This window comes from Frigoribacterium sp. VKM Ac-2859 (genome assembly GCF_013204925.1).
Lineage (GTDB): Bacteria > Actinomycetota > Actinomycetes > Actinomycetales > Microbacteriaceae > Frigoribacterium.
On record NZ_JABMLC010000001.1, the window covers coordinates 742,822 to 758,353 of the forward strand.

Annotated in this window: 14 protein-coding genes; 13 read left to right on the forward strand and 1 reads right to left on the reverse strand. The window is 67.2% G+C overall.

The genetic code is table 11. The features are described from left to right. Position 1 precedes the first annotated feature (1 nt). Genes HQQ78_RS03460 through HQQ78_RS03520 form a run of 13 tightly spaced genes read left to right on the forward strand, consistent with a single transcriptional unit; the run spans position 2 to position 14,336 of the window. Positions 2-640: a low molecular weight phosphatase family protein gene (locus HQQ78_RS03460; protein ID WP_173151038.1), complete on the forward strand. Its 639-nt coding sequence runs from the start codon at positions 2-4 to the stop codon at positions 638-640. Beyond that, a complete protein-coding gene (locus HQQ78_RS03465; protein WP_173151039.1) occupies positions 640-1,614 on the forward strand; it encodes a hypothetical protein in 975 nt (324 codons plus the stop codon). Before HQQ78_RS03460 ends, HQQ78_RS03465 begins: the two co-directional genes overlap by 1 nt. Then, entirely contained in the window at positions 1,611-3,431 is a 1,821-nt protein-coding gene (locus HQQ78_RS03470) for a polysaccharide biosynthesis protein (RefSeq protein WP_371740332.1), read from the forward strand. Before HQQ78_RS03465 ends, HQQ78_RS03470 begins: the two co-directional genes overlap by 4 nt. Then, positions 3,428-4,441, forward strand: a complete 1,014-nt coding sequence (locus HQQ78_RS03475) for a glycosyltransferase family 4 protein (RefSeq protein ID WP_173151040.1) — start codon at positions 3,428-3,430, stop codon at positions 4,439-4,441. The genes HQQ78_RS03470 and HQQ78_RS03475 overlap by 4 nt, the downstream gene beginning before the upstream one ends. Then, positions 4,434-5,399 (forward strand): NAD(P)-dependent oxidoreductase, encoded by a 966-nt coding sequence (locus HQQ78_RS03480; protein ID WP_173151041.1) that lies wholly within the window; start codon positions 4,434-4,436, stop codon positions 5,397-5,399. Before HQQ78_RS03475 ends, HQQ78_RS03480 begins: the two co-directional genes overlap by 8 nt. An 11-nt stretch (positions 5,400-5,410) precedes the next feature. Beyond that, positions 5,411-6,652 (forward strand): glycosyltransferase family 4 protein, encoded by a 1,242-nt coding sequence (locus HQQ78_RS03485; protein WP_173151042.1) that lies wholly within the window; start codon positions 5,411-5,413, stop codon positions 6,650-6,652. Further along, positions 6,649-7,710 carry an SDR family NAD(P)-dependent oxidoreductase gene (locus tag HQQ78_RS03490; protein WP_173151043.1) on the forward strand — a complete coding sequence of 354 codons (1,062 nt, stop codon included), beginning with the start codon at positions 6,649-6,651 and terminating at the stop codon, positions 7,708-7,710. Before HQQ78_RS03485 ends, HQQ78_RS03490 begins: the two co-directional genes overlap by 4 nt. Further along, positions 7,707-8,801 (forward strand): SDR family oxidoreductase, encoded by a 1,095-nt coding sequence (locus HQQ78_RS03495; protein WP_173151044.1) that lies wholly within the window; start codon positions 7,707-7,709, stop codon positions 8,799-8,801. The genes HQQ78_RS03490 and HQQ78_RS03495 overlap by 4 nt, the downstream gene beginning before the upstream one ends. After that, the gene (gene wecB / locus HQQ78_RS03500; protein ID WP_173151045.1) at positions 8,798-9,949 is read left to right on the forward strand and encodes a non-hydrolyzing UDP-N-acetylglucosamine 2-epimerase; all 1,152 of its coding nucleotides are present in this window, start codon (positions 8,798-8,800) and stop codon (positions 9,947-9,949) included. Before HQQ78_RS03495 ends, wecB begins: the two co-directional genes overlap by 4 nt. Then, a complete protein-coding gene (locus HQQ78_RS03505; protein ID WP_173151046.1) occupies positions 9,949-11,076 on the forward strand; it encodes a glycosyltransferase in 1,128 nt (375 codons plus the stop codon). Before wecB ends, HQQ78_RS03505 begins: the two co-directional genes overlap by 1 nt. After that, on the forward strand, positions 11,073-12,308 hold the full coding sequence (locus HQQ78_RS03510) for a lipopolysaccharide biosynthesis protein (RefSeq protein ID WP_173151047.1): 1,236 nt from the start codon (positions 11,073-11,075) through the stop codon (positions 12,306-12,308). The genes HQQ78_RS03505 and HQQ78_RS03510 overlap by 4 nt, the downstream gene beginning before the upstream one ends. Next, positions 12,305-13,063 carry a glycosyltransferase gene (locus HQQ78_RS03515; RefSeq protein ID WP_173151048.1) on the forward strand — a complete coding sequence of 253 codons (759 nt, stop codon included), beginning with the start codon at positions 12,305-12,307 and terminating at the stop codon, positions 13,061-13,063. Before HQQ78_RS03510 ends, HQQ78_RS03515 begins: the two co-directional genes overlap by 4 nt. A gap of 1 nt (position 13,064) precedes the next feature. Further along, on the forward strand, positions 13,065-14,336 hold the full coding sequence (locus HQQ78_RS03520; RefSeq protein ID WP_173151049.1) for an O-antigen ligase: 1,272 nt from the start codon (positions 13,065-13,067) through the stop codon (positions 14,334-14,336). Between the two features lie 79 nt (positions 14,337-14,415). Here HQQ78_RS03520 and HQQ78_RS03525 read toward each other — a convergent pair whose 3' ends face one another. Continuing rightward, entirely contained in the window at positions 14,416-15,513 is a 1,098-nt protein-coding gene (locus tag HQQ78_RS03525; RefSeq protein ID WP_173151050.1) for an acyltransferase, read from the reverse strand. Between the last annotated feature and the right edge of the window lie 19 nt (positions 15,514-15,532).

Here is a 15,532-nt window from a genome sequence, read left to right on the forward strand (position 1 = left end):
CGTGTCTTTCGTGATCCCCCGCCGCACCTCGACCACCTTCTCGTTGCTGACCGTCTGCACCGGCAACATCTGCCGGTCCCCCCTGGCCGAGCTGTACCTCCGCCGCGGTCTCTCGTCGTGGGACGACGTGACCGTGTCGAGCGCCGGCACCATGGCCGTCGACGACGACGTCATGCCCGACCAGGCCCGGGCCCTCGCCCGGTCCTTCGACCTGGAACCCGACGACCACCGGGCCCGGTTCCTGTTCGAGCGCGACGTCCGCGATGCCGACCTCGTCGTGGCGCTCGCCCGCGAACACCGCCGGGCCGTCGTCTCGATGCACCCCCGCGCCAGCCGGTACACGTTCACCCTGCGCGAGGCCGCCCGCCTCGCCCGCGACGTGACCGACGCCGAGCTGGTCGACGCCCTGCCCGCCGACGCGTCCACCGTGGCCGACCGACTGCGCGCGACCGTGGCCCTGCTGGCGTCCCGCCGCGGCACCGTCGAGGCACCGGACGACCCGCTGGACGACGACGTCGTCGATCCCTACCGCCGGTCGGACGAGACGTTCACCGAGTCGGGTCGCCAGCTGGTGCCCGCGGCCGACGTGCTCGTCGACCTGCTGACCCGCGCCGCCGCCCTCGACGGGGGTAACCGCTGATGCCCGACGCACGCCGCAAGAGGGGCTCGCGCGCACGCGCCCGCCGCCGCCTGGCCATCATCGGGATCGGGGCCTTCGTCCTCGTCGACCTCGGACTCGTCGCCCTGGCGCTCAACCGCGAACCGTCTGGTCTGGCTGCCGACGCCGAGCCCGTCGCCACGTCGACGCCTCGCCCGGTCGAGACCGAGAGCACACCGTCGCCCACCGCGACCCCCACCGCCGCCGCCGAGGCCGTGACGCCGACGCGCCTCCTGTCGGTCGTCGACGCGGGGACCGCCTGGCGCGCGCAGGCCGCGAGCTGCACCCCCGGCACCGTCGCGTCGCCGCCCGTCGTCGAACAGACGACGTCGGGAGGAGCCACCTGGTCGGCCACGTCGGTCGAGACCGGTGGCTCCCTCGCCGGCCTGGACCGCCTGCAGGCGACGGACGCGTCGTCGGCCTTCGTCGTCGGCCCCGCCGGGGACGACTGCACGCCGGCGTTCGCCCAGACCTTCAGCGGGGGTGCCGAGTACCGCGACTACCCCGAGCGACTGGCGGCGTCGTGGTACGTCGCCCGGACCGCGCCCGGCACCGTGCACTCCCCCTCGGGTGACCGTGCGGCCCCGTGCCCAACCGTCGTCGACCTCGCGGTCGTGAGCGACGCCGAGGCCGGTGTGCTGTGCAGCGACCGGACGTTCTTCCGCACCGGTGACGGCGCGACCACCTGGGACGCGGGCACCGTCGTCGACGGCGCCGTCGCCGTCACCGCTGCCTCGGGCTCGTACCTGGTCGCCTCGACCGGTGCCGCCGACTGTGACGGCACCGCCGTCGTGACGCCGCCGACCGCGTCGGGCGCGGCCGCGACGTCCGTGGGCTGCGCGCCGGCGTCCTCCGAGACGCCCGGAGCGATCGCGCTCTCGGCCTCGGCGGCGGCGGTCTGGCTCTGGGCCGACGACGACGTGTCGGTGTCGACGGACGGCGGGGCGACCTGGTGATCGACCGGTTCATGGCCTCGCCGGCGCGACGGACCGCCCTGCAGGTGGGGCTCGACGCCCTCTCGTGGGTCGTCGCGATCTTCTTCGCCGTGTCGCTGCGCTACGACTTCTGGTACGGCGACGTCACCTGGTCGGCGGTCTTCGGCGTCGCCGCCGTGACGGTCGTCGTCGGGGCGGCACTCGGCTACGCGACGGGGCTGTACCGTCGCCGGTTCGTGCCGGGCAGCTTCGCCGAGGTGCGCACCATCGTCACGGTGGTCGTCGCGACCGGGCTGATCGTGGGCATCCCCGTCCTCGCGATCGGGACCGAGATCATGTTGGCGCGCAGCACCGTGTTCATCGCCATGCCGGTCGTCTTCGTCTTCATGGGAGCCCTGCGCTACGTGGCCCGGCTCTACGTCGAGACGCAGAGCCGCCCCGGCGAGAGTGCCCAACCGACGCTCATCTTCGGAGCGGGTCGTCTCGCCAACCACCTCGTCCGCCGCATGCTGACCGACCCGGCCTCGCCGTACCTCCCCGTCGGCCTGATCGACGACGACCGCACGCGGTCGAGCCTGCGCATCGAGGGCGTCCGCGTCCTCGGGACGAGACAGGACCTCGTCGCCGCCGCCGAGCGGAGCGGGGCGAAGGCGATCATCATCGGCATCGCGAAGGCCGACGCCCCCCTGCTGCAGGACGTCACCGACCGGGCCGCCGAGGCCGGACTCCGCGTGATGGTCCTCCCGCTGCTCGACGAGATCCTCGAGGGCAAGTCGCGGCTCGGCGACGTGCGCGACATCGCCATCGAGGACATCATCGGCCGTCACCCGGTCGACACGCAGGTCGAGTCGATCGCGGGCTACCTGGCGGGCAAGCGCGTCCTCGTCACGGGAGCCGGCGGGTCGATCGGCAGCGAGTTGTGCCGCCAGATCGCCAAGTTCGGCCCTGCCGAGCTGATCATGCTCGACCGTGACGAGACCGGTCTGCAGCAGTCGCAGCTGTCGATCTCGGGCAACGGCCTGCTCGACACCAAGGAGGTCGTGCTGGCCGACATCAGGGACCCGGAGGCGCTGCGAGCGATCTTCGAGGACCGTCGACCCGAGGTGGTCTTCCATGCGGCGGCGCTGAAGCACCTGCCGATGCTCGAGCAGTACCCCGACGAGGCGTGGAAGACGAACGTGCTCGGCACCCAGAACGTGCTCGACGCGAGCAAGGCCGTCGGGGTGACGACGTTCGTCAACATCTCGACCGACAAGGCGGCGAACCCGACGAGCGTGCTCGGGCACTCGAAGCGCCTGGCCGAGCGGCTCACGGCCTGGACCGCCGACGAGACCGGTGCCCGCTACCTGTCGGTGCGGTTCGGCAACGTGCTGGGCAGCCGCGGGTCGATGCTGCCGGTGTTCACCTCGCTGATCGAGGCCGGCGGCCCGCTGACGATCACGCACCCCGACGTGACGCGGTTCTTCATGACCATCCCCGAGGCGTGCCACCTCGTGGTGCAGGCGGGGGGCATCGGCTCGCCCAGCGAGGTGCTCATCCTCGACATGGGCGAGCCCGTGCGGATCCTCGACATCGCCGAACGCATGATCGCCATGTCGGGCCGGGACATCGGCATCGTCTACACGGGCCTGCGCGAGGGCGAGAAGATGCACGAGGAGCTCGTCGGCCTCGGCGAGAGCGACAACCGGCCCGTGCACCCGAAGATCTCGCACACCACCGTGCCCGCGCTGCACCCGTCGCAGCTCGAGGGCGTGCACGCCCACGTGGGCCCGTGGACGGCGGAGCTCGCGCAACCCGGCGCCTCGGAGTCACCCACGCACGTCGAGGACCCCGCGTGAGCGTCGGTTTCTGGACCGCCGCCGTACTGTGCCTGCTCGCCTCGGCACTGCTCCCCTTCGCGGTGCGACCGCTCCTGTACCGTTTCGCCGTGGTCGACGTCCCGAGCGAACGCTCGTCCCACGTCCGCCCCACCCTTCGCGGTGGCGGGATCGCCCCCGGCATGGGGATCGTCCTCGGCACGCTCGTCCTGGCGGCCGCGGTCCCGGGCGTCAGCGGTCGACTGCTCGTCGTGATCGCCGTCGCCAGCGCGGCCTTCGCCATCCTGGGGTTCGCGGACGACGTGCGCAGCCTCGGCTCCCTCAGCCGTGCCGTCGTCCAGATGGTCATCGCCACCGTGGCCTGCGTGGCGATCGTGACCATCGCCGAGGGTCCGTGGTGGCTGTACGTCCTGGGCCCCGTCGCCGTCGCCGGCTACGTCAACGTCGCGAACTTCATGGACGGCATCAACACGGTGTCCGGCCTGCACGGAACCGTCGTGGGAGCCTCGTTCGTGGTGTCGGGGGCGTTGGCCGGACAGCCCTGGCTCACGGGCCTCGGCACGTGCATCGCCCTGGCCTTCCTGGCGTTCGTCCCCTGGAACGTCGTGGGTCGACGAATGTTCCTCGGTGACGTCGGAAGTTACCTGCTGGGCGGGACGATCGCCGTGGCCGCCGTGGCCGCCATCGCCGTCGGTGTGCCTCTGGTCGCCGTCGTCGCACCGCTCGTGCCTTACCTCGTCGACACGTCCAGCACCCTCGCCCGCCGGGTGGCGCGACGCGAGCGCTGGTTCGAGGCACACAACACCCACGTGTACCAAGTGCTGGCGCGTCGCCACGGCCACGTGCCCGCGTCGTCGATCGTGACCGCGGCCACCGTGGCCTGTGCCGCGGCCGGTTCGCTCGCGTTCGTCGGTCCGGTCGGTGCCGTCGCAGCGGTCGTCCTCTTCGCGGTGATCGCGGCCGTCTACCTGTCACTTCCGAGCTGGACCCTGCGGCTCACCCACCGAGAGGCGCGTGTCGAGCATGTCTGATACCCGTGACGCGACGACCTGGGTCGTGATCGGAGCGAGTGGCTTCGTCGGGAGTCGGATCGTCGCCGACGCCCGCTCGCGCGGCATCACGATCGTCGAGCTCGCGGCGCCCCGGCTGGAGGCGGTGCCCGCGTCGGTCGCGGCGGCGCGAACAGCCGCGGCCGGTGCCGTCGACGTCGTGGACGAGCTCGCCGCCGCCTTCCGCGGGGCAGGGGTCGTCGTCAACGCGGCGGGTCTCGCGACCCCCGACGCCGAGATGTCGGCATCCCTCGTCGGCGCCAACGCTGTCCTTCCCCTCGTCGCACTCGCCGCCGCTCGTCGGAGCGGCGCGAAGAGGTTCGTGCACCTGAGTTCCGCCGCCGTCCAGGGCCCGGTGCCCGTCCTCGACGAGTCGACCCGGACGATGCCCTTCTCGCCGTATTCGCAGAGCAAGGCCTGGGGCGAGCAACTGCTCGTCGAGGCGCGCGCCGAGGGCGCCCCGGTCGACGTGACGGAGGTTGTCGTCGTCCGTGCCACCTCCGTGCAGGGGCCCGGTCGCCCCACGACGGACCGTCTCCGACGCCTCGCGTCGTCACCCCTCGCGTCGGTCGCGTCACCGGGCGACGCACCCACGCCCGTGACCAGCGTCGCGGCCCTCGCCGAGTTCGTGACGGCGGTCGGGACCTTCGACGAAATCGTGCCCGCCGTCGTCCTGCAGCCCTGGGAGGGACTCACGGTCTCCTCCGTGCTCGAGGCGGCCGGCGGGCGGTCACCCCGACGCCTGCCACGCCTGCTGTGCCGCTTCGTCGTCGCTTCTGCCCGCGTCGTCTCGCGACTGATCGGTGGACGCCTCGCCGGGCCGATCCGACGGGTGGAGCTGATGTGGTTCGGTCAGGGCCAGACGAGCGGTTGGGCCGAGAGCGTGGGCATCCGTCCGACGCCCGCCGTCGCCGACCTGCTCCGCGGGGGTGACGCGTGAGGATCGGCATCTTGACCCAGTGGTACGACCCCGAACCGGGGCCAGCTGCGATCCCGGGTGTCCTGGCCCGCGAGTTCGCGGCGGCAGGGCACGAGGTCCGCGTGCTGACGGGGTTCCCGAACTACCCGACGGGACGTGTGTACCCCGGTCACCGCCAGACGTGGCGGAGGACGAGCACGGTCGACGGTGTCACGGTGACCCGCGTCCCGCTGTACGCGAGCCATGACTCGTCCTCCGTCGGACGAGCGCTGAACTACTTGAGCTTCGCCGTGTCGGCCACGGTCCTCGGGGCGAGGTCGCTGCGCGGCTGCGACATGGTCTGGGTCTACAACTCGCCGGCGACGGTGGCTTTGCCCCTGCTCGTGCACACCCGATGGGGACGTCTGCCGTACTTCTTGCACGTGCAGGACCTGTGGCCCGACTCGCTCGTCCACAGCGGCATGTTCCCGGACGGTCGTGCCGGACGCCTCGCCCTGGCCGCCGTCTCGAAGACGGTGTCGCTGACGGAACGCCTGGCGCGACGGGTCGGGGTCATCTCGCCCAGCGTCGCGGATCTCATCCAGCGACGGAACCGCCACGTCGGGCCGGACGACGTCGTCTACGTGCCGAACCCGACCGACGAGGGCCTCTTCACGTTCGACGAGGTGCGCGAGCGTCGCGACGGGGAACCGTTCGTCCTGATGTACTCGGGTGCCATCGGGGACGTCCAGGGGCTCGAGAACGTCGTCGAGGCCGTCGGGGCGTTGCCCTCGGACGTCGATCTGCGCCTCGTCCTGGTCGGTGACGGCATCGCCCTCGATCGCCTCAGAGCTCTCGCCTCACGAGTCGACGATGGAGGGCGCATCGAGTTCGTCGGCCGGGTGCCCAAGGAACGCGTGCCGGGTCTCATGACGCGAGCCCACGCTCACCTGGTCTCGCTAGGGGCATCGGAGTTCCTCGAGCACACGACGCCCAGCAAGATCCCGTCGTTGCTCGCGTCCGGCGCCGTGGTACTCGGCGTCATCGCCGGTGACGGTGCCCTCTTGATCACCGAGTCCGGTGCCGGCACCGTCGTCGCCCCGGGCGACGCTGGCGCTCTGCGGGACGCGCTCATCTCGCTGACCCACCTCACGACGGGCGACCTCCGGGGTCGAGGCCGCTCGGGTCGCCATCACTACGAAGCCCATTTCTCGGCCGATCGCGCAGCGGCCGCCATCATTGACGCAACGTCACCCACGAGTTCCGACCAGCACGCCACGAAGGACCGATCTTGACCACTGATGTCTCCGCCGATTACGTCGGCAAGAAGATTCTCATCACGGGCGGCACCGGTTCGTTCGGCCGTACCGTCACGCAGAAGCTGTTGAGCCGTGGTGTCGGCGAGGTGCGCGTCCTGAGCCGCGACGAGGCGAAGCAGGACCAGATGCGTCACGACCTGGGCGACGCCCGGGTCCGTTTCTACGTCGGCGACGTCCGCGACCACCTGAGCGTCGAGCGGGCCGTCCGCGACGTCGACTACGTGTTCCATGCCGCTGCCCTGAAGCAGGTTCCGTCGTGCGAGTTCTTCCCCATCGAGGCAGTCAAGACCAACGTGCTCGGTAGCGAGAACGTCGTCCGGGCCAGCGAGGCAGCGGGCGTCGAGTCGCTCGTCTGCCTCAGCACCGACAAAGCCGTCTATCCGGTCAACGCCATGGGGATGAGCAAGGCGATGATGGAGAAGGTCGCGCAGTCACACGGCCTGAACAATCCGAACGCCGTGACCACGGTGTCGTGCGTTCGCTACGGCAACGTCATGTACTCGCGCGGCTCGGTGATCCCCCTGTTCATCTCGCAGCTCAAGGCGGGCAAGGACCTGACGGTGACCGACCCGTCGATGACGCGCTTCATGATGTCGCTGCCGTCGTCCGTCGACCTCGTCGAGCACGCCTTCCGCAACGCTCATCAGGGCGACCTCTTCATCCGCAAGGCGGCGGCTTGCACCATGGGCGACCTCGCCCAGGCGGTCATCAACATCTTCCAGAGCGAGCGACGCGTCACCGTGATCGGCACCCGTCACGCCGAGAAGGTCTCGGAGGCGCTGGCCAACCGCGAGGAACTCTCGCGCGCCGAGGACATGGGCGACTACTTCCGCATCTCGGCGGACAAGCGCGACCTCAACTACGGCGCGTTCTTCGAGGAGGGCGACCCCGAGCAGGTCGAGTACTCCGACTACGACTCCCACACGGTCGACCGCATGACGGTGACCGACGTCGAGGCGATGCTCCTGGCCCTGCCCGAGGTACGTTCGGAGCTGGCCCTCGCGGGCATCCACCACCCCGAGGTCACCGCGTGAAGATCGCGATGACGGGGGCGGGTGGCTTCCTGGGGTGGCACACCCGCGCCCTCCTCCACTCGCTGGGTGAACCCGTCGTCCATCCGTTCGCCGTCGGCGATCGATTCGATGCTCAGCAGGCGGCGGAGGCCGTCTCGGGCAGTGACCGACTCGTCCTCATTGCGGGCGTCAACCGTGGCACGGATGACGAGGTCCACGCCGGAAACGTCCTGTTCGCCGAGCAGGCCGCCCGGGTCGTCCGCGCCGCCGAGGTGGCGCCGGCCTGCATCGTCTTCGCCAACTCCACCCAGGTCGGCAACGGCTCGACCTATGGCCTGGCGAAGGAGGCAGCGGCACGCATCATCCGTGACGCTGCCGCGGACGTCGGGGCACGTTTCGTCGACGTGCACCTCCCGAACCTGTTCGGCGAGCACGGACGCCCTTTCTACAACGCCGTGACAGCGACGTTCTGCCACCTGCTGAGCCGCGGCGAGACCCCCTCGGTCGACGTCGACCGTGAGCTGAGCCTGCTGCACGCTCAGCACGCCGCCGAGGCGCTCGTCGGCATCGACGGGGCCGAGGACGTCCTCGCCCGCGCGACGTCGACGAGGGTGTCGGAGTTGTTGGCGACCTTGTCGCGATTCGCCTCAGCGTATGCGAAGGGTGACGTGCCCGTGCTGGCGTCCGACTTCGAACGCGACTTGTTCAACACCTACAGGTCGTTCGCGTTCGAGGCGTCACACGTCATCCCGCTGACCCAGAACACCGACGGCCGAGGCAGCTTCACCGAGGTGATCCGGTCACATGGCGGGTCTGGGCAGACGTCGTTCTCGACGACGGCGCCCGGCGTGACTCGAGGTCAGCACTACCACCGGCGGAAGATGGAGCGATTCACCGTGGTGGCCGGAACGGCCGACATCCGGCTGCGGCGCCTGTTCTCGGACGAGGTGGTCACCGTCACCGTCGACGGTACGGCACCGTGTTCGGTCGACATGCCCACCTTCTGGGCCCACTCGATCACCAACACCGGTGACGACACCCTCTTCACGATGTTCTGGTCGAACGAGATCTTCGATCCGGCCGCCCCCGACACCATTCCGGAGACAGTATGAACACCCCTGCCCCTCGACTGAAGATCCTGACCGTCGTCGGCACGCGACCCGAGATCATCCGTCTTTCGGCCGTCATCAAGCGTCTCGACCAGCACGTCGACCACGTCCTCGTTCACACCGGTCAGAACTACGACTACGAACTGAACGAGGTGTTCTTCGAAGACCTCGGCCTACCCCGGCCCGACCACTTCCTCGAGGCCGACACGAGCAGCCTCGGAGCCGTCCTCGGCTCGATCCTGGTCAAGACCGAGCAGGTTCTTCTCGCAGAGAAGCCCGACGCGATGCTGATCCTCGGGGACACGAACAGCAGCATCTCGGCCGTGATCGCCAAGCGGATGAAAGTCCCCGTCTTCCACATGGAGGCCGGCAACCGGTCGTTCGACGAGAACGTCCCGGAAGAGACCAACCGGCGGCTCGTGGACCACGTGGCCGACTACAACCTCGTCTACACCGAGCATGCCCGCCGCAACCTCCTCGCCGAGGGCCTGCACCCTTCGCGCATCCGCCTCACCGGCTCGCCGATGAAGGAGGTGTTGGCCCAGAACGCCGATGGCGTCGCCGGCAGCACGGTGCTCGCCGACGAGCATCTGGAGGCAGACGGTTACTTCTTGGTCAGCCTGCACCGTGAGGAGAACGTCGACCATGCCGGTCGTCTGGCCTCCATCTTGCGAGGACTCAACGACGTCGGTGTCCGGTACGACCTCCCCGTCCTCGTGTCGACCCACCCGCGGACGAGGAAACGGCTCGAGGAGTTGGGTGAATCCTTCGAGCGGCTGGTGTTCCACAAGCCGTTCGGATTCCACGATTATCTGGCCCTGCAGGCGTCGGCCCGGCTCGTTCTGTCGGACAGCGGCACGATCGCCGAGGAATCTTCCCTCATGGGGTTCAGAGCGGTGACCCTGCGTGACGCCATCGAGCGTCCGGAGGCCGAGGACACGGGCAGCATCATCCTGACCGGCACCACGTCCTCGGGCATCCAGAGGGCCGTCGACTACGTGCTGCAGGGTTCGTCCACCGGAGCGGTGCCCACCGATTATCAGATCGACGACACCTCTCACCGCGTTCTGGGGAACATCTTGTCGTCCCTTCCCTCTCACCACGCACGGACGGGAATCCGGACTTCGACCCGCGAGGCAGAAAGCAACTGATGACGGAACGCGAACGAAAACCACGCGTGGCTGTCATCTGCCAGGTCATGGCTCATTATCGAGAGGCGGTTCACAAACAACTCGACGAGAGCAGCGAGTTGGACTTCGTGTTCGCTTCAGACCCTGACGGATCTCACTACGCCCTCAAGACGATGTCTCCGGATGGACTCCGGGAACACCTCGTGCTCAAGAACCGCTATTGGGGCCGAGCTACATGGCAGTCCGGCGTCACCCGCATGGCTTTGTCGAAGAGGTACGACTCGTACATCTTCACGGGCGACGTATCGGTCCTGAGCACGTGGGTGGGTGCAATCGTCGCCCGCTTGCGCGGGAAGCCTGTCCTGTTCTGGACAATCGGGTGGCATCGCCCGGAGGGGGGCATCAAATCGCTCGTTCGACTGGCGTTCTATCGGCTAGCCACCCGTCTGATGGTCTACGGCAACACCGCGAAGCAGCTCGGGGCTGCTGCCGGCTACCCGGAGGACCGCATCACCGTGATCTACAACAGCGTCGGGCAGGTACCCATCCGTTCTGACGAGCAGGGCGCAGTTCCGACTCATCGCGTGGTCAACGTCGGCGCCATTGCGAGACTGAAGAGTGCCAAGCGCTTCGACCTCTTGCTTCACGCGGCCTCCGAGCTGACCCGAAGCGGGACTCCCGTACGCGTCACTCTAGGAGGTGAGGGGCCTGAGCACCGCCCTCTCTACGATCTGGCCGCAGACCTCGGAGTCGACCTCACGCTCACCGGCCCGGTCTACGGTGCAGAGGACACGAAGGTCTTCTACGACTCACTCGACGTGACCGTCATCCCCACCTACGCCGGTCTCAGCATCATCCAGAGCCTCGGCCATGGCGTTCCCGTCGTGACGGACGATGACGTCTATGGCCAGGGGCCCGAGTGGGAAGCGGTCACGAATGAGACCGGGGGCATCTTTGAACACGGCGACATCACATCATTGGTGAACGCACTGGCACGTGTCATGAGTCGAGTCACGGCAGATCGATCAGGTGTTGCCGCTGCATGCCTGGCCGAAGTCGAGGAGCGATGGACGGCCCGATCACAAGCGGGCCGGATACTCGAGGCGATCCGAGACGCGTGGGACGTGAAGTCTCCCAGCGCCAAATGAAGACCTCAGGGCTACTGACGAATCGATTTGCGAGACAGTTCACAGCCGTCCTCAGCGGGTATGTCGGAAGCGCAATCATCCGTGCTGTCGCACTCGTTCTCCTCGCGCGGCTTGCTCTGCCGGACGATTTCGGATTCTTCTCGTCAGTGGCGGCTGCCATCGTGATCGCTCAGGCCATGACCGATCTGGGCCTGGCAAAGCTGATCTTGCGGGAACACAGCGCGAGGGTGGATCACGCCCTCGTGTCGGCGGCGTTGCGGACGAATTCACGCCTCTCGGCACTGCTGGCTCTGCTCCTGATCATCATGTTGCTGGGAGCCGGCTTGACCGCCGATTCGCGCTTCCTCTATCTGTTGCCCTTGGCCGTCGCTGCCGCTGCGGAGAAGAACGCGGATACGTTCTTGAGCATCGCCCTTGCCAACCAGCAGGCGTCCGTGAACACGACGAACATCATCGTGCGTCGCACCCTGTCTCTCCTCGTGTTCGTCTCCGCCACGTCACTCGGGCTTGATCCACTTTTCGCCTTTTCGGCTGGAGAGATGCTGGCTGCTTTGGTTTCTGCCGTCCTGGCTCGTCGTTACGCGTCCTCCAGGGTGCAGCCGGCGACCTCAGTTCCCTTCCGACTCGTGTTCCGAGCAGGGTTGCCGTTCTGGCTCAATTCGATGGCCGTCCAAGCCCGAAACTTCGACGTCCTGATGACCTCCGCGGTCTCGGGTACCACCCAAGCGGGGTTCTACGCGTCAGCGACCCGCCTGACGGGCCCTCTTCAGCTCGTTGCGAGTGCGGCGGCGACAGTCCTTCTCCCGTTCGCAACGAGAAGCACGGCCCGGCTCAGGATGGTGCACGCTTCGCTCGTCTTCCTGGTCGTCACGAGCATTGCTTATGTCTCGCTGGCGCTGCTCGTACCGTACGTCGTGCCGCTCGTTCTCGGAGACGCCTACGTTCCATCGATCCTCGTCATCCAGATCGTGCTGATCGGCTTGCCTTTCGCGTCCCTGACCGCGCTGTTGACCTCGGCTCTCCAGGGCTGGGGCCTGGCGAGGATGGCTGCGGTCGTCGCGATCGGCTTCACCATCGTCTGTCTGGCAGGGGTCTTCTCCGGGGCGTCACTGAACGGCGCCGTCGGCGCATCGATCGGCTTGACCATCGCCTACGTGTTACAAGCCATCGCAATAGTGCTGCTTGCACTCCGACACACATCCACCGCCCCCACCACGGAAAGTGACCGATGATGATCGAACGCGTTCGTGTGAGCGTGTGCATGGCTACGTTCAACGGTGCCCTGTACCTGACGGAGCAGATCGAGTCCATTCTGAGACAGTTACAGGCCGGGGACGAACTCGTCATCGTGGACGATGCCTCGACGGACGAGAGCGCTCAGATCGTCGCCTCGTTCGGCGACGCTCGCATTCGCCTCATGGTCAACGAGCACAATGCCGGCCACGTTCGCACCTTCGAACGAGCTCTCGCAGCTGCATCCGGGGACGTCCTCATGTTGAGTGATCAAGACGACGTCTGGGCCGAGGGTCGTGTCGCCTACCTGCTCCATGAACTCGAGGGGGTGGGCATGGTCGCCTCGAACTTCGACCATGTGTCTCTCGCCAGCGGAGAACCTTCCGAGCGCCGACTGAAAGCCTCGTCATCCACCGTGGGCGATCTCGTGGGCCTGGCCCTCGGCAGACGACCCTATTACGGCTGCACGATGGTCTTCACAAGGGAATTCATCACCCTCGCGCTCCCATTCCCGCCGGCGACCCAGGCGCATGACCATTGGCTCGCCATCTTGGGAATCGTGAGTCGCAGCCTGAGGCACGCACCCGAAGTGACCGTCCATCGCCGGCTACACGACGGCAACCTGTCGCCCCGCTCGCGTCGAGCCTTGGGCCCGGTGGTGCACACACGGGTACGAATGGCGTCCCATGTGTTCGACGCTGCGGTGCGCCTTGTGGTCGTCGCTTCCTCGAGGCTCCGACGGGAACGGACTTGACATGACCTTGGTTCTCGCATTCCTCGCCGTTCTCGGGATAGCCACCGCTTTCCTCCTCCCGAAGAGGGCCGTCGCGTTCGCACTCGGCGTCATCTTGCCGATCGACTTCATCTCCGGCGTCAACCCGACGTACCTCGATGCTTCGCGCTACGGGCTCCTCGTCATTCTGTTCGTTCGAACGCGCCGTGACACTTCGCGGGACGGAAACCCGTTCGTCTTGATGTGCTTCGCCGGTCTCGTCTTCATCGGCCTGGCCTCCGTCGCAAAAGGACTAGATGGCAGTCCGGAACAACTAGTTCGTGGAATCATCGGGATACTCTCCGCGCTGGCAGGAGTTCTGCTGTCTCAGAGGCGGGGGCTCCACAAGGACCTCCTGCGCGGTTTCATCCTCGGAATGGCCGCCAGCGCAGCCGACATCGCCCTCCAAGTCGCCGGCCTGCCCTTCTTCGGAATGCCCAGCGCATTCGGTTTCAGGTACTCGGGCTTCAGCTTCAACAGCACGACCCTGGCCCCGTTGCTCGCCATCGCCGCAGTCCTGACCTTGTCCTCGTGGTTGTGGCCGCGACCGCAAGGCGGGGCACGCTTGATCGTGCTGATTTTCCGACTTGTCGTACTGGCAGTTCTCCTCGGTGGCCTCTACGAGAGCCAAGGTCGTGGTGGGGTCCTCTCACTCGCCGTGGCGGTCGGAGCCATGCTCCTGCACAAGAGCCGCCGGAGCCGCATTCGCATCGCGCTCCTCGCGGGGCTCGGTCTCGCTGTCATGGTCCGCTTCAGGTCGCAGCTCGAGACGCTGATCCTGAGGTCCGACTCCTCGGATGTCACGACAGGCCGTGGTGACCTCAACGCGAAGGCGTGGCAGGCGTTCGTCGCAGACCCGGTCTTCGGGGCAACGCCCAACGATCTCGAGTCCCTCAACCCGCACACTCCGTTCTTGACGTTCGCGATCGAGGCAGGCTTCGTCGGGCTGATCGTGGCTGTCCTCCTCACCGTCGCCTTGTCCATCGTTCTGTTCAGGCGCCCGATACCGGGTGGGGGGCATGTGTTCGTCGTTCGTTGCATGGCGATCATCGTGCTCATGACTTCGCTGCTCGAGCCGGACGGCCTCTACGTCGGCTTGTCGAAGGTCTTGTTGCTCTCCATCGTGCTGGGCCAAGGTCTCCTGACACCGCGGGAAGCGCCGACCCCTTCGGACTTCGATGCGTCCCGGCCAGCGAGCCCCTTCGCGACCACCATCGACAAACCCCTCGCAGGGCCTCCCTCCCGTCGTATCTGAGGGCGTGAGGTTCGATCATCGACGGTGATCACCGTCGAGTCACCGGCGAAGCCAAGAGCCTGCTGGCGAGGGCGGCCCGTCAGGACCGGAGTGAATACCGCTTCAGGCGGAGAGCGGGCTTCTCCGCGAACCACCAAGACAGCAACGCCACTGCGACCGTTGCAGCAAGCACCATCGCAACGAGGGCCTCGCCGGTGAGGAGGCGGGCGAAGCCGGTCAGGAGAACCACGTTGATGAACACCTGGTGCCAGAGGTAAGAACTGAAACTCAAGTCGCCGACCCTGGAAGTGAAGCGCCGTAGAACGCGTGGCCCCTTCAGCCCGAGCCAAGTAGCGGAGTAAGCAAGCGGAATCGCCGCGGCAGCATTGACGAGTAGATCTGCCTGCGACGAGATACCCAACCCGTTGGTCGTGATGGCGAAGTAGAGCACCACAGCGATCAGAGCGACATCACCGCGCCAAGGAATGCTTCGCCACGTGTGGCCGATGATCATGCCGAGGGCGAAGTAGAAGAGGTACGGGGCAAAGGACAGCCCGAACAGGAGCCAGAGGCGAGACGCCGCCCCGTTGCCACCCACAGCGGCGTAGAGGAGGAGGCTGCCTATGCCAACGACCAGAACGATGGCGATCATCGAACGCCAATTCGTCTTGGCCCGCATCTTGACCAGCAGGGGCACGACGACGTAGAAGGACACCTCGACCGGAATCGTCCACAGGCTGCTGTTGACGATTCCGCCGCCGAAAGCGCCGACAAAGTCCGGGTTGTAGACCGGGACGAAGAAAAGGTAACTACCGACGAGCGCCAGAACCTCCCGTGGGCTGGCTGCGGCCAAGAATCCCGCGGCGGCGAGGATGAGAAGTGTTCCCGCGAGACAGATGTAGAGAGCGGGAGCGATCCGAAGGAAGCGGTTGAAGTAGAACTCGCGCCAGCGGCGGCCGGTGTCGGATGCTTTCTCCGCAGAGGCGTAGATGAGCATGCCACTCAGGATGAAGAAGAGGGGCACTCCGCCCGAGAACCACCAATTGTTCTCCCGAGTGACCCACAGGAATTGGACATCGACGTAGAAGACGACGTGATGCACCACGACGGTCAGCGCTGCGAGCAGCCGGAGGAAATCGAAGTTGTTGTCTCGGGGCAAGCCCTGTGACAATTTCGCGGCCGACGTGTCGGCAGCCACCGGCACCCTAGGCCACGTC

Bases quoted from the DNA above. Each gene is read 5' to 3' on its own strand.
- HQQ78_RS03480 (WP_173151041.1), top strand. From the start codon at position 4,434: ATGTCTGATACCCGTGACGCGACGACCTGGGTCGTGATCGGAGCGAGT.
- wecB (WP_173151045.1), top strand. From the start codon at position 8,798: ATGAACACCCCTGCCCCTCGACTGAAGATCCTGACCGTCGTCGGCACG.
- HQQ78_RS03515 (WP_173151048.1), top strand. From the start codon at position 12,305: ATGATGATCGAACGCGTTCGTGTGAGCGTGTGCATGGCTACGTTCAAC.
- HQQ78_RS03510 (WP_173151047.1), top strand. From the start codon at position 11,073: ATGAAGACCTCAGGGCTACTGACGAATCGATTTGCGAGACAGTTCACA.
- HQQ78_RS03465 (WP_173151039.1), top strand. From the start codon at position 640: ATGCCCGACGCACGCCGCAAGAGGGGCTCGCGCGCACGCGCCCGCCGC.
- HQQ78_RS03520 (WP_173151049.1), top strand. From the start codon at position 13,065: ATGACCTTGGTTCTCGCATTCCTCGCCGTTCTCGGGATAGCCACCGCT.
- HQQ78_RS03505 (WP_173151046.1), top strand. From the start codon at position 9,949: ATGACGGAACGCGAACGAAAACCACGCGTGGCTGTCATCTGCCAGGTC.